Consider the following 13451-nt stretch of genomic DNA (forward strand, 5'->3'; position numbering starts at 1 on the left):
TTCATGTATTGCGGTAAAAAAAGGCCGCGCTCCTACAGAAAGGTGCAGCCGGCCAGGCACTGAATCACGTCCACCACTTCGCGCATCTTCAGCGAGTAGAAGATATTCTTGCCCTCCCGCGAGGAACTGAGGATGCCCTTGAGCTTCATGCCCGTCAGGTGGTGGGAGAGCAGACTCTGCTCCACGCTCAGCTTTTCACTGATGTCCGTCACCGACAGGCTTTCGTGCGCCGCCAGCAGCTGCACAATGGCAATACGGGTGGGGTGGGCCGTGGTCTTGAGAATAAAGGCCACCTTCTCCATCTTCTCAGTGGTCAGGTTCAGATCAGTCGGGGCGGCAGCGGGCATCGGAGTCATATCGTAGGGCAAATGTATGATCATTTGTTCATGTATACAAGCCAGCTCACTAAATTGTTCCCGATGCGCCCGAATTCGGCGCGTGTCCCGTGGGCCGGCCGCCGCCGGCGCCCACTTCACGCCGGGGCGCAGCCCCTGCCGGGTGGCGTTGCGGCGCATCTGGGCGCCGTAGGTGCGCCCCTACACCTCACCAAAGGCCTGCACAAGGGCCAACACGCCCATGGGCAGCTCCCCACTCATGGTACAATTGAGGTGGTCCGGTTACGCTGGATAGTTTAGGACACTAAATTGAAGAAGCTGTTGGTGAGCGTGATACGATATCTGGTAGCCGATGCCAGCGTGCAGTCGGGCATAGCTGTAGTAGTCAGAATAACCGGCCGCGCTGGTCTGGGCGTCGGCCAGCGCGGCGAACATAGGCCACTCGCACAGTTCCAGCACCTCCGTTTTGAGGCGGGACTTCCGGTTCTCGGCCTGAGCGTTGCCGTAGCACTCGCCGCGGCGGCTCTGCTCGGCCAGGCGCTGCGCCGCGGCACGGTAGGCGGCATCGCACCTGAACTGCTTGTCGATTTTTTCAGATGAGTTCTAGGGCATGGCAGCAGCAAGCTACCCCTCAATTCTGTCCGGATTAACCCGACCACCTCGACCACTCTTCCCCTTTATTTATTACAGCATTTTTCCAGCAATTCAGCGCCACTCGTCCGTAACAGCAGTTGCTCATCCAACGCTGCGCACGCCCATACGTATCCAAGGATAGGGCGTATCAACTCAATCATTCAGGTAAGGTCAGCGGCATGAGGCAAGAAGCACCAGTTACTTTGCAAACCGGCGACCTCGCTCCGGACTGCGTGTTACCCGACGGGTCCCGGTTGCTGGCGTTGCGCGGCCACCCCGTTATCCTGGCCTTCGCTCCCGAAGCCTGGGACCCAACGCGGGCCTACCAAAGCGAGCTGTTTGCGCGGCTTACAAGCGAATTTGGCAACGGAGCCGCCTTTCTCGACACTGCCGCCGAGGAGTGGCATTCCCTCGACTGCCACGGAACACTGGCGGCGCAGTTTGGCGTGGCCGGGCAGCGGGCCCTCTTCCTGCTTGATGAACACGGCGTAGTGCGGTGGAAAACCGTGGTGGCGCCCGGCCAGCCTTTACGGCCCGGCCAGGTGCTGGCCGCGCTGGAAGCCCTGCACGCACCCGCGCCGGCCACCCGCGAAACGGACGCCTCCGGCGGCGGGCTCTCCCGCCGCACGTTCGTAACCGCCACCCTGGCGGCCAGCGCGCTCCTGTTGCTGCCGGGCTGTACGGTGTCGGCTGATGCCGACAACCAGCGCGCCGACGCTGCCGCAGATTCAGCCGGCGGCGACAGCACGCTTGCCGTGTCGCTACGCATCAATGGCCAAACCCACCAGCTTCAGCTCGACCCGCGCGTGGCCCTGCTCGATGCGCTACGGGAAAATCTGCACCTGACCGGCACCAAAAAAGGCTGCGACCACGGCCAGTGCGGTGCCTGCACGGTACACCTCGATGGGCAAAGCGCCCTCTCGTGCCTGACGCTGGCCGTCATGGCCCAGGGCAAGGAAATCACGACCATCGAAGGGTTGGCCAAAGGGGAGGAGCTGCACCCGCTACAGGCCGCTTTTCTCCGGCACGATGCGTTCCAGTGCGGTTATTGCACCCCGGGGCAGCTGATGGCGGCTACGGCGCTGCTGCAGGATCAGACTGCGCAGCTCGGTTCGGCCGTTGAGATCCGGGAGGCCATGAGCGGCAACCTGTGCCGTTGCGCCGCTTACCCCAACATCCTTGCGGCCATTCAGGAAGTCCAGCGCGCTTAACCCCGACCTTGCCCATGCATCCGTTCCAGTACCAGCGCACCGAAACCGCCGACCAGGCGGTAGCCGCCGTGGCCCAAGACCCTGCCGGCACCTTCATTGCCGGCGGCACCTCCCACGTAGACCTGATGAAGGAAGGTGTGCTCCACCCCAGCTTGCTGGTTGACGTCTCGGGACTGCCCTTTAAGCAGATTACCGCCCATGAGGGTGGGGTGCGCATCGGTGCGGGCGTCTCCAACACCGCGGCCGCCACCTCCGCCGACATCCGGCAACGCTACCCGGCCGTGAGCGAGGCCCTGCTGGCGGGAGCTTCCACGCAGATTCGCAACATGGCCTCCATGGGCGGCAACCCGCTGCAGCGCACGCGCTGCCCGTATTTCCGCGACCCCACCCAGGCCTGCAACAAGCGGGAACCGGGCAGCGGCTGCGCGGCCATCGGCGGCTACAACCACGTACACGCCCTGTTTGGAGCCTCGGCGGCCTGCGTGGCCACCCACCCCAGCGACCTGGCCGTGGCCTTGTCCGCGCTCGACGCCCGCGTGCAGACCCTGGGCCCGGACGGCCCCCGCACCATTGCGTTTCCCGACCTGCACCGCCTGCCCGGCGACCAGCCCCACCGGGATACGGTGCTCGCGCACGGCGAGCTGATTACCAGCATCGATCTGCCGGCTTTCAGCGGCCGCTCCCACTACCTGAAAGTGCGGGAGCGGGCCTCTTACGCGTATGCGCTGGTTTCGTGCGCCGTGGCCCTGGAAATGAACGGCAGCACGATTGGCCGGGCGCGGGTGGCGCTGGGGGCCGTCGCCTCCAAGCCCTGGCGGGTCACGGCCGCCGAAGCCCTGCTCGCGGGCCAGGTGCCGACTGAGCCGCTGTTCCGGGCCGCGGCCGACGCCGCTTTTGCCGACGCCAGGCCCCTGGAGCACAACGCCTATAAAATTCCCATGGGCCGTAACCTGATGGTGCGCGCCCTGCTGGAAACCAATGGCCTGCAGCCCCTGCAGGGACCCGCCGGCACGGCCTTCGCGGCCAGTGTGGGCGGCGTGGCCGGCCAGTTCGCCGTGCCCCGTTAACCTGTTCCCTTCTTAGCCTAACTCCCCGCAATGCCAGCCACCGGAAAATCCCTCGACCGCGTAGACGGACGCCTCAAAGTCACCGGCGCGGCGCGCTATACCGCCGAGTGGGAAGTGCCCGGCCTGGTGTACGGGGCCGTGGTAGACAGCGCCCAGGCCCGTGGCACAGTGCAAAGCATCGACGTGGCGGCCGCCCGCCAGGCCCCCGGGGTGCTGGCCGTGCTCACCCACGATAACGCCCCCCGCCTGCAGCCCATTCCCGAGAAAATCGGCGGCACCCTGTTTCGGGGCGAAGGCGGCATTACCGAAACCAGCCAGCCCCTGCAAAGCGCTGCCATCGAGTACGCCGGTCAGCCCCTGGCCGTGGTGGTGGCCGACACCCACGAGCGGGCCCGGTACGCGGCCTCGCTGGTGCGCGTGAGCTACGCCGGGCAGGAGCCCGACCTGGCCATGGCCGCGGCGAGCCGCAAAACCCTGCCCGAAACGTTTCTGGGCAACAACGAGGAAAAGCTGCAGGTGACCGTCGGCGACCCCACCGGTGCCCTGGCTGCCGCCCCCGTGAAGCTGGAGCGGGTTTACGAGTCGGCCATCACCCACCACAACCCCATCGAGACGCTGGCTTCCATCGCCCGCTGGGAAAAGCGCAACGGCGCCGATTTCCTCACCCTCTACGACACCACCCGCGGCCTGGAAATCCTGCAGGAAATCATGGCCACGTCCCTGGGCCTGCCCAAGGAAAGCGTGCACGTCATCTGCCCCTTTGTGGGCGGCGCGTTCGGAGCCAAGGGCTGGCTCTACGCCCCCGCCCTGCTCACGGCCATGGCCGCGCGGGTGGTCGGGCGGCCGGTAAAAATCGAGTGGCGGCGCCAGGACATGTTCGCCGTGGCCGGGCATCGTCCCGCCACCCGCCAAACCCTGTCGCTGGGCGCCACGCGGGCCGGCAACATCACCGCCCTGCGCCACGACACGCTGACGCACTCTTCCCAGTCCAGCGGCTATACCGAGCCCTGCGCCCGGGTGTCGCGGATGATGTACGCCGTGCCCAACCTGGGCTTTGCCCACCAGCTGGCCCACCTGCACCTGCCCTCGCCCTGCCCCATGCGCGGGCCGGGCGAAACCGTGGGCGGCTGGGCGCTGGAGTGTGCCATCGACGAGCTGGCTACCGAGCTGAACCTGGACCCGGTGGAGCTGCGCCTGCGCAACTACGCCGACAAGAATCCGGAAACGGGCAAGCCCTGGAGCAGCAAGCACCTGCGCGAGTGCTACGCCCGGGGCCGCAAACTCATCGGCTGGGATGAGCGCAACCCCAGGCCGCGCTCCATGCGCGAAGGCAGCCAGCTTGTGGGCTACGGCATGGCCACCACCATGTACCCGGCCGGCCGGAAGGAGGCCCAGGCCCGGGCAACTATTTTCGCCGACGGCCGGGCCCTGGTGCAGAGCGCCACCCACGAGCTGGGCAACGGCGCCTACACCATCTTTCGCCAAATCAGCGCCGACGCGCTGGCCCTGCCCGTGGATCGGGTGCGGTTTGAGCTGGGAGATTCCGCCCTGCCGCCGGCGCCCACGTCGGGAGGCTCCACCACCACGGCCACCGTGGGTCCGGCGGCGCAGGCCGCCGCCCGGGCGGTGCTGGCAGCGCTCATAAGCCTGGCTGTACGAGACGCGCAATCACCCTTGTTCGGCGCGACGGCCGAGGCGATTGACGCCCGGGAAGGGCGCCTGGTGCTGAAAGCCCAGCCTGGTACCGGGGAAGAGTACGGCGCGATTCTGCGCCGGGCCAGGCTGCCCTCCATCGTGGCCACCGATGGGGCCAAGCCGGGGGAAGAGCGCGACAAGTACTCGTTCTATTCATTCGGGGCCGTGTTTGCCCAGGTGCGGGTCGACGAAGCCAGCGGCTCGATTCGCGTGGCCCGGCTGTGCGGGGTCTACGATGTGGGCCGGCTGATGAACCCCAAAACGGCGCACTCCCAGATCATCGGCGGCATGGCCATGGGCGTGGGCGCCACGCTGATGGAGGCGACGCACTACGACGCGCGCAACGGCCGCGCCGTGGTGCGCAACCTGGCCGATTACCACGTGCCCAGCATGGCCGACACGCCCGACATGCAGGTGGAGTGGCTCAACATTCCCGACCCCCATATCAGCGAGTTGGGCGCGCGCGGCATCGGCGAGATTGGGTGCGTGGGCACCGCCGCGGCCATCACCAACGCCGTGTTTCACGCCACGGGCCAGCGCCTCCGTTCCCTGCCACTGACGCCGGACAAGTTGATGCGGACGTGAGGAGTATTTTACGCTGAAAATCAGGCTGCACAGCACGCCGACCCGGGTCTTGTCCGGAAACAGGTAGAGAGTTTGTCAGCTCGAAAACCGTCCGGAAGCGTTTACGTCGCACGCCCCCGGTTCGACCCACGGGCTGCGCTGCGCGCCGAACCGGCGGCTGAATCAGCTCAAATCCACTCCGGCCAACCGCGTCCGGGGCAGCCGGAGCCTCTGCGCTACCTGCCACTGGCCAACGGCGATTAGGCCTTCCCGTGCGCTTTTCAGGACCTGGCCAGCAGGTAAGTGCTGGGCCTGTTGGTCGCAGCCGCCCACCTCGGGCCTCGTCATCCACTCCGACCGGGGAGGGCGGTACTGCGGCAACACCTACCACAGGCTGCTGCATTGCCACCGGGCGCTGCGCTCACAGAGCCGCCGGGGCAACGGCTACGATAATGCGCAGGCTGAAAACCGCATAAAGGTTTTTGTGTCCGTGGTCGCGCCTCAGAACGGAGGTGCTCGAAGTCTGCGGGCGGCCCGCTGCTGCCGACCTAACCGACGCCCAGGCCAGCGCGGCTGGCTATTTTGACTGCTACAAGCACGAGTGCCTGCACTCCGGCATCGACTATCAGACACCGTATCCCACGCGCCAACAGCTTCTTCTATTCAGTGTCCTAAACTGCCCATCGTAACTGGACCACCTCAGACGAGCCAAACCAGGAACCGAAAGTCCGACCTCAGAACGTGAGCGGGAGGGGAGTGGCCACGGCCGGCAGCAGGCCACACCGGGCGCAGCGGGCGGCCGAGGGCTGGCGGGCCAGCGGCAGCACCAGCACCGGCACGCGCAGGTGATAGGCCGCGGTGAGGCGGTAGCGGGGGCTGAAATAGCGGCGGGTGAGGCAGCCGTCGGTGGTGCCGAGCACCAGCAGCTGGGCCTGGCGCTGCTCGGCAAACTCACTGAAATCTTCCAGCAGGTCCTCTTCGGGCAGCAGGTGGGGCGTGGCGTCGGGCAGCAGGGCGGTGGCATGCTGCAGGGCCATTTGGGCGGCGGGCCACTCGCGGCGGTCAGCGGCGTAGAACTGCACCAGGTCGAAGCAGACGCCGCTGGCGCGGGTGAAAGCCGCCACGCGGGGCAGCCAGTGGGCCGCATCGAGGCGCGCGAAGTCGGCCGTGAAGGCCACGCGGCGGGCCAGCTCGTGGTGGCCGGGGGGCACCAGCAGCACCGGGCAGCTGACCAGCTCCGGCAACCGGGTAACTGGCTCACCGGCCGCCCGGGCGGCGGCGCAGTCCGTGAGGGTGAGGCCGGCCACCACCAGGCTTGCCCGGTAGCCCTGCACCAGCACCTGCAGGCCCTCGGGCAGGGGCTCCGAGCACAGGTGGTAATGGTAGCTGATGCGGCGGCCATTCTGGCGGGTGAGCTGCTGGTAGCGCAGACGCTCGGCCAGGGCCCTCAGGCGCTGCAGGGCGTTTTCCTGGCGTTCGGGGAGCAGGTAGGCGTCGGGCGCGGCCTGTACCAGCACCACATCGGCCCCCAGGCGCAGGGCCAGCTTGTTGGCGTAGCGCAGGGCGTTTTCGGAGGCCGGCGTGAAGTCAATGGGAACCAGTAGGGTAGGCATGGGCAGATGAAGCTGGAAGTGAGAAGCCGGAAGCAGAAGCACGGCTCAGGGCGGCGGGGCCGGGGCAGCAGGTCGTGGCAGCAGGCTACAGCCCGGGGCCACGGCCTCCCGGCCCCGGCCTGGCCGCCGTCAGAAGGCAGACCGTAGCTTTAGGCGGCGGCGTATTCAACCGGCGCTGCCACTACCGGGCGGGGCAAGGCCGGCTGCGCAGCGGGGCCCGCCATCGGCGCCGAAGCCGGGGCGGTGGCCGCTTCCGGAGCGGACGTTTGCGCTTGACGGACATACCGGCGGGCCCCCGACGCCAGCGAAGCTCCCGTGACGAGCACCAGCAGCAGGACCAGGCTGGCCAGCCACCACACGGCCCAGGTAAGAATATCGGTGCCCTGCGGGCCGGACGGGGCGGACTGGGCGGCAGCGGAGAAGCCCGGGAGCAGGGCGGCGGCGAGCAGGTAAGCGGAGCGACGGGTCAGCATAAGAGTTAGGGGTTAACAGATGAGAAGCAAGGTTCGGAAGCGGAATGCCGGGGCCACTGGCTCATGGCGCCCGGTTTAATCGGCGGCTCGTTGCCCGCAGCGGCCGGCAGTTCGTACACGGTGCGGCACCTGGCGCCGCCGCGGGAGCCGGTCCGGCGGGTGCCGGTTCGGTCGGGAGGGGAGGACGCCGCAACAGCCAGGGACAAATGAGTGGAAGGGAACAGCCGCAAAACTACCGTCGTCCATCCCCCGGCCCCATGAGCATGCTCACCCGCGGCCGTGACCTTGGTCATGCCGGCGCCAACCGGTTACTTTGCGCTCCGCCCGCGGGCCGCCGCCCGGCCTCTCCCGTCATCTACTCCCTTCCCACTATGCCTTCCGCCACGTTTTCCCAGGCCCTTACGGAGGCCGCCACCACTCAGGCGCCCGGTTTTGTGGGGGTGTTCGAGGTGCGGCGCGGGCGCTTCGTGCAGGTCAACCCGGCCGGCGTGCAGCTGCTGGGCTACCCCTCCGAGCAGGCCCTGCTGGCTGATGCCCGCCCCCTGCTGCGCACGCCCACCCTGGGCCCGCCCGCCTGGACGGACCTGCTGGCCCAGGCCCGCCGCCACGGCTTCCAGGAAACCGACGTGGACGTAACCCGCCTCGACGGGAGTACCTTCCCGGCCCGGGTGGTGCTCACACCCTTCGCCGCCGACGGCCACGACTACCTGCTGGTGCGCCTGAGCGGGCAGCAGCGCCTGCACCAGGCCGAGCAGCAGCTGGCCCAGAGCGTGCGCCGCTTCGAGGCCGTGGTGGCCAGCGCCACCATCGGCATCATTGTCTGCAACCGGGCCGGCCGCATGGTGTCGGCCAACCAGATGGCCCACCAGCAGTTCGGCTACGCGGCCGGCTCGCTGCCCGGCCGCAGCCTCGACCAGCTGGTGCCCGCGGCACCCGGCCGCCACCACGAGCAGCTGCGCCAGGGCTTCAACGCCAACCCCTCGGTGCGGGCCATGGGGGCCCACCGCGGCGAGCTGGAAGGCCAGCGCCAGGATGGCTCCGTGTTTCCGGTCGAAGTCAGCCTGAGCTATTTCTATCTCGATGAGGAGCTGTTCGTGGTATCCTACATCCTCGACATTACGGCCCAGCGCCAGGCCGACCAGGCCCTGGTGGCCGAGCGCCGGCGCGTGGAGCGCCTCAATGCCGAGCTGGAGCAGAAGGTGGCCGACCGCACCCTGGCCCTGACCCACACGCTGGCCCAGCTGGAGCAGCGCCAGCAGGAGCTGGCCCAGGCCCTGCAGGCCGAGCAGGAGCTGGGCGAGCTCAAGTCGCGCTTCGTGAGCATGGCCTCGCACGAGTTCCGCACCCCGCTCACGGTGGTGCTCACCTCAGTTGCCCTGCTCGAAAAATACTCCCTGGCCGAGCTGGAAGCCCGCCGCCCCCGCCAGCTGACCCGCATCCGCCAGGCGGTGAACCACCTCAACAGCATCCTGGAGGAGTTTCTCTCGGTGGGGCGCATCGAGGAGGGGCAGGTGCAGGCCCGGCCCGGCCGCGTGCACCTGCCCACCCTGCTGGCCGAAACCGTGGCCGACGTGCAGCCCCTGGCCCGCCCCGGCCAGCGCGTGGAACTGGCCCTCAGCGGCGACGAGCAGCTCTGGCTCGATGCCTCCCTGCTGCGTAAGGTGCTCGTCAACCTGCTTTCCAACGCCCTCAAGTACTCCGGCCCCGCGGCCGTGGTGCACCTGCGCGCCCAGGCCCGGGCCGGGCAGCTCACCATCAGCGTGCAGGACCCGGGCATCGGCATCTCCGCGGAAGACCAGCAGCACCTGTTCGGGCGGTTCTTCCGGGCCCGCAACGCCACCAACCTGCCCGGCACCGGCCTGGGCCTCTACATCGTGGCCCGCTACCTGGAGCTGCTCGGCGGTACCATTGCCCTGCGCAGTGCGCTGGGCAATGGTACTACCATCACCTTCACCCTGCCCTATGAAAACCATCCTGCTGATTGAGGACCACGACGACATCCGCGAGAACACGGCCGAAATCCTGGAAATGGCCGGTTACCGGGTGCTCACGGCCGAAAACGGCAAGGCGGGCGTGGAAAAAGCCCTCGAAACCCGCCCCGACCTGGTGGTGTGCGACATCATGATGCCCGTGCTCGATGGCTACGGCGTGCTGCACATCTTCAACCAGAATCCCCGGCTGGCGGGGGTGCCCTTTATCTTCCTCACGGCCAAAACCGAACGTGCCGACCTGCGCCGGGGCATGGAGCTGGGCGCCGACGACTACCTCACCAAGCCCTTCGACGACTCGGAGCTGCTATCGGCCGTGGCCGGCCGTCTGGCCCGCTTTCAGCACCTGCGCCCCGACTACCCCGCCACCGCCGCCGGCGTGCACGACTTCCTGGCCGATGCCGGCCGCGCCGATGGCCTGGACGCGCTGGTGGCCGACCGGCGGCCCCACGTGCTGCCCCGCCGCCACATTCTCTACGCCGAAGGGGACGAGGCCACCCGCCTGTACTTCGTGCAGAGCGGCCGCGTGAAGGTGAGCAAAACCACCGCCGCCGGCAAGGAGCTGATTACGGCCCTGCTCGGCCCCGGCGAGTTTCTGGGCTACCAGGCCCTGCTGGCCGGCACCGCCCACCACGATACGGCCGTGACCCTGGACGAAGCCGCAATCCTCTACATCCCGGCCACCGATTTCAGCCGGCTGCTGCTGCGCCACCCCGAGGTGAGCCGCCGCTTTGTGCGCCTGCTGGTGGGCCAGGTGCAGCAGCAGGCCGGGCACCGCCTCGAGCTGGCCTACAGCTCCCTGCGCCGCCGGGTGGCCGACACGCTGCTGCACCTGCACGCCCAGCAGCAGCAGCTGACCCCCGCCGACCCGCGCATCCCGCTGGGCCGCGACGACATGGCCGCCCTCATCGGCACGGCGCCCGAATCACTGAGCCGCACGCTCAGCGAGTTCCGCCAGGGTGGGATTCTGGATGTGGCGCCCGGTTACGTGCACCTGCTGCACCCCGAAAAGCTCCGCAGCAGCAACTGGTAGCGGCCCGTTACCGTTCGTGCGAGCGGCCCGGCTCCGCGGTGGCCGGGCCGATGGTCGTAAAACAAGCAGGTCTGCCCGGTAGCTAACGGGCAGACCTGAAGGGAAATGGGGTGCCGCCCTGCTGGCGGGGCGGGTGCCCGGGGGGGCTATTTGTGGTCGCCGGCGTTGGAGCCAATCACGCCGGGCTCGCTCATGCCCCGCACGAAGCCCTGGCTATCGCGCGGCAGCATGGCCTCATCCACGTTCTGCTGCTGCTCCTCGGTCATGTAGGTATTGGTCACGGCGCTGGCATCCTGGTTTTCGGCCGCCACGGCGGCTTCGGCCTGGGCGTGGTGCAGGGTGAAAAGCGGGTCGCCTTCCTGGGGCACGTCAATCTTGTTGGGAGCCTCGTTGGTGGGGGTAGTCGATTGCTGGTTGTCTTTCTTAGGCGTATCGCTCATAAACATCAGCGGGCGGGCCGGGATGTGAACGGCGCCCGCTCTGCCTTCTTACGGCCCCCGGGCCGCCCGGGTTAAATCCGGCAGCCCGGGCATCCAGCCGATGCCCCTTAAAAACACCCCTACGCCGACTGCCGGGCCGCTGCCGGGTGGCTAGCGGCCGGTCCGTTCCCCCATCGGCCGATCGGCCTCCACCCGGTGCAGGCGAAGCACGCCCGGCAGCTCCACGGCGGGCGGCAGCGTGCCGGTGCGGGCGAAGCCGGCCCACAGGCGCCGCACTTCCCGGGCGGCCCGCTCCACCGCCGGCCAGGGCGCGTCGCCCAGCAGGGGCACGGCCGCCCAGGTGGACTGGGTGCCGAAGAGCAGGGGCAGATCGATGGTGTGGGCGGCCCCGAACAGGCTGCCGGGCGGGCGGTACACTACGTTGAAGAGAAAGGCCCGCCCCCCGGCCTGCGCGTGCCGGGCGGCAAAGCGGCGGGCGGGCTCCTGGTAGATGCGCCGGGAGCCCGCCGCCACCAGCCCCCGCACCAGGGCCGGCCCCAGTACCGGCACCCGCTCCAGCGACCGGATCCGGGGGTCGATGACGGCGAAAAACCGCAGCTCCTCCTCCGTGGCACCCACCAGCACGTCGAGGTGGGGAGCCACGGCCCGCCAGGCTGCCTCTACGGCGGCTTCTGAAGGCAACGGAAACGCCCCGTACTGGGTGCCGAAGGGCATGCCCGCCTTCAGGCCCGCCCAGCGCGCCGCCCGGCTGGCCCGCTCCTGGCTGAGCAGGACCTGCGCGTCGGAGTCGGTGGGCAGCAAGGATTCGGTGGCTGCGGCCATGGCCCGCGTCATGCGGGCCCGGTTGGGGGCCAAACCCAGCGGGGCACTGTGCAGAATCACCCGCCGAAACAGGCCCGCAGCCCCCTCCGCCACCATCAGGTGGGCGGCCGCATCGGCTCCCGAGGAGTGGCCCAGCAGCGTCACGCAGGCCGGGTCGCCGCCGAAAGCGGCACTGTTGCGGCCCACCCAGCGCAGCGCCGAGAGCAGGTCCAGCAGCCCCAGGTTGGCCGGCGTCGAGGCCCTTCCCAGAAAGCCGAATATCCCCAGCCGGTACGTGACGGCCACGACCACCACGCGCTGCTCCGCCACGAGCGGGGCCGGGTCGTAGAAGGGCAGGTCGCCGGCCCCGCTGACGTAGGAGCCGCCGTGCAGCCACACCAGCACCGGCAGCCCCTGGTCGGGCGCAAAATCAGCCGGGGCAGTTACGCTCAGCCGCAGGCAGTCGGGGTGGTAGGTGCGCCCGGCCATGGCCGGGCCCAGGGCTTCGCGCAGCAGCGCGTCTTCCGCCTGGGGGCAGGCCGGGCCGGGTTCGGTGGCGGGAATGGGCCGGGCCGATTCCGGCTCATCAACCGGCGGCTCAAACCGTTCGGCGCGGGCGTAGCGCACCCCGTTGGCACGCACTACCGCGCCGTCGCGGTAGCCCATAAGCAGGCCGGCCGGAGTGGAAATCGGTACGGATGGGAAAGGCATGGATGGGGAAAGCAGGGCCGGAAACGGGAGCTTACGGGGCCGTGGGGTACCAATTGCGTAGCCGGACGTCGATTTTCCGGTTGCCGGCGTTGACGCTTTTCCGGAACGATTCCACGTCACTGAGCCCCTTCTGGCCGCGGTAGTGATACGGGTACACGATACCCGGCCTGAAGGCCAGCACGCCCTGGGCTGCCTGCTGCACATCCATGGTGTAGGGCAGGTTCATGCACACAAACGCCACGTCAATATCGCGCAGAGCCCGCATTTCGGCCGTGTCCTCGGTGTCGCCGGAGAGGTAGACGTTCTTGTCGCCGAGCTTCAGCACGTAGCCGTTGCCCCGGCCTTTGGGGTGGCGCGAGTCGGCCGTTTCGGGCAGGTTGTACATGGGCACGGCCGTTACGCGCAGGCCCAGCGTATCGAGGCGCTGCCCGTTGCGCAGCACGCGCACCCGCCCCCGGTAGTCGGCCGGCAGCTGGTCGGCCACGGCCTGGGGTACCAGCAGCAAGGCCTGATTCAGGGGCAGCGCCGCCAGGGTGCTGGTGTCCAGGTGGTCGCCGTGAATGTCGGTGATGAGCACCACGTCGGGCGCGGCCAGCCCCTCGTAGGCCGGGGCCCCGCCGTAGGGGTCCACGTAAATGGTTTTGCCGTTCCAGGTCAGCACGACGCTGCCGTGGGTGATGGGCTGCACCGTGAGCGGGCCCTGCCGGGTGGCAAGCTGGTCGGGGGCGGCGCGCAGCGGCGTGGCGGGCGGGGCCGTCTGGGCCGAGGCCAGGAGGGGGGCAGCCGCCAGCGCGGCCGTGAGCAGGAAGGGGAATTTCATGGTGTTTCGTAAAGAATGAGTTCTGACGTAAGTACCGCCCGCAGCCACCACGGCAAAACCTGCGCCC

The 13451-nt window shown here is 68.6% G+C and carries 12 protein-coding genes; 6 read left to right on the forward strand and 6 right to left on the reverse strand.

Annotated features, from left to right (window positions below; genetic code table 11):
* Positions 1–32 precede the first annotated feature (32 nt).
* The gene (locus tag KLP40_RS17210; RefSeq protein ID WP_246558970.1) at positions 33–356 is read right to left on the reverse strand and encodes an ArsR/SmtB family transcription factor; all 324 of its coding nucleotides are present in this window, start codon (positions 354–356) and stop codon (positions 33–35) included.
* Between the two features lie 288 nt (positions 357–644).
* Here KLP40_RS17210 and KLP40_RS21305 point away from each other — a divergent pair, with 288 nt between their 5' ends.
* The 4 genes from KLP40_RS21305 to KLP40_RS17230 all read left to right on the forward strand — a co-directional run bounded on the left by KLP40_RS21305 (position 645) and on the right by KLP40_RS17230 (position 5526).
* On the forward strand, positions 645–935 hold the full coding sequence (locus KLP40_RS21305) for a hypothetical protein (protein WP_246558971.1): 291 nt from the start codon (positions 645–647) through the stop codon (positions 933–935).
* Positions 936–1171: 236 nt separating this feature from the next.
* Positions 1172–2179, forward strand: a complete 1008-nt coding sequence (locus KLP40_RS21575; RefSeq protein ID WP_317196788.1) for a 2Fe-2S iron-sulfur cluster-binding protein — start codon at positions 1172–1174, stop codon at positions 2177–2179.
* A gap of 14 nt (positions 2180–2193) precedes the next feature.
* Positions 2194–3246 carry an FAD binding domain-containing protein gene (locus tag KLP40_RS17225; RefSeq protein ID WP_215595064.1) on the forward strand — a complete coding sequence of 351 codons (1053 nt, stop codon included), beginning with the start codon at positions 2194–2196 and terminating at the stop codon, positions 3244–3246.
* 30 nt (positions 3247–3276) lie between these two features.
* The gene (locus tag KLP40_RS17230; protein WP_215595065.1) at positions 3277–5526 is read left to right on the forward strand and encodes a xanthine dehydrogenase family protein molybdopterin-binding subunit; all 2250 of its coding nucleotides are present in this window, start codon (positions 3277–3279) and stop codon (positions 5524–5526) included.
* A 713-nt stretch (positions 5527–6239) separates the two neighbouring features.
* Here KLP40_RS17230 and KLP40_RS17235 read toward each other — a convergent pair.
* Together KLP40_RS17235 and KLP40_RS17240 are read right to left on the reverse strand one after the other, a co-directional pair.
* Positions 6240–7118 (reverse strand): universal stress protein, encoded by an 879-nt coding sequence (locus KLP40_RS17235; protein ID WP_215595066.1) that lies wholly within the window; start codon positions 7116–7118, stop codon positions 6240–6242.
* A 149-nt stretch (positions 7119–7267) separates the two neighbouring features.
* Positions 7268–7591, reverse strand: coding sequence for a hypothetical protein (locus KLP40_RS17240; protein WP_215595067.1), 324 nt, complete (start codon positions 7589–7591; stop codon positions 7268–7270).
* 371 nt (positions 7592–7962) lie between these two features.
* On the opposite strand from KLP40_RS17240, the gene KLP40_RS17245 reads away from it, so the two are divergent.
* Together KLP40_RS17245 and KLP40_RS17250 are read left to right on the forward strand one after the other, a co-directional pair.
* On the forward strand, positions 7963–9576 hold the full coding sequence (locus KLP40_RS17245; RefSeq protein WP_215595068.1) for a sensor histidine kinase: 1614 nt from the start codon (positions 7963–7965) through the stop codon (positions 9574–9576).
* Positions 9554–10612 (forward strand): response regulator, encoded by a 1059-nt coding sequence (locus KLP40_RS17250; RefSeq protein WP_215595069.1) that lies wholly within the window; start codon positions 9554–9556, stop codon positions 10610–10612. The genes KLP40_RS17245 and KLP40_RS17250 overlap by 23 nt, the downstream gene beginning before the upstream one ends.
* A gap of 146 nt (positions 10613–10758) precedes the next feature.
* Here the strand turns inward: KLP40_RS17250 and KLP40_RS17255 are convergent, their stop codons facing one another.
* From KLP40_RS17255 to KLP40_RS17265, 3 genes are all read right to left on the reverse strand, one after another.
* A complete protein-coding gene (locus tag KLP40_RS17255) occupies positions 10759–11052 on the reverse strand; it encodes a hypothetical protein (RefSeq protein WP_215595070.1) in 294 nt (97 codons plus the stop codon).
* 150 nt (positions 11053–11202) lie between these two features.
* Positions 11203–12564: a carboxylesterase family protein gene (locus tag KLP40_RS17260; RefSeq protein WP_215595071.1), complete on the reverse strand. Its 1362-nt coding sequence runs from the start codon at positions 12562–12564 to the stop codon at positions 11203–11205.
* A 31-nt stretch (positions 12565–12595) separates the two neighbouring features.
* Positions 12596–13384 carry an MBL fold metallo-hydrolase gene (locus tag KLP40_RS17265; protein ID WP_215595072.1) on the reverse strand — a complete coding sequence of 263 codons (789 nt, stop codon included), beginning with the start codon at positions 13382–13384 and terminating at the stop codon, positions 12596–12598.
* Positions 13385–13451 lie beyond the last annotated feature (67 nt).

It is taken from the genome of Hymenobacter piscis, assembly GCF_018760735.1.
GTDB lineage: Bacteria > Bacteroidota > Bacteroidia > Cytophagales > Hymenobacteraceae > Hymenobacter > Hymenobacter piscis.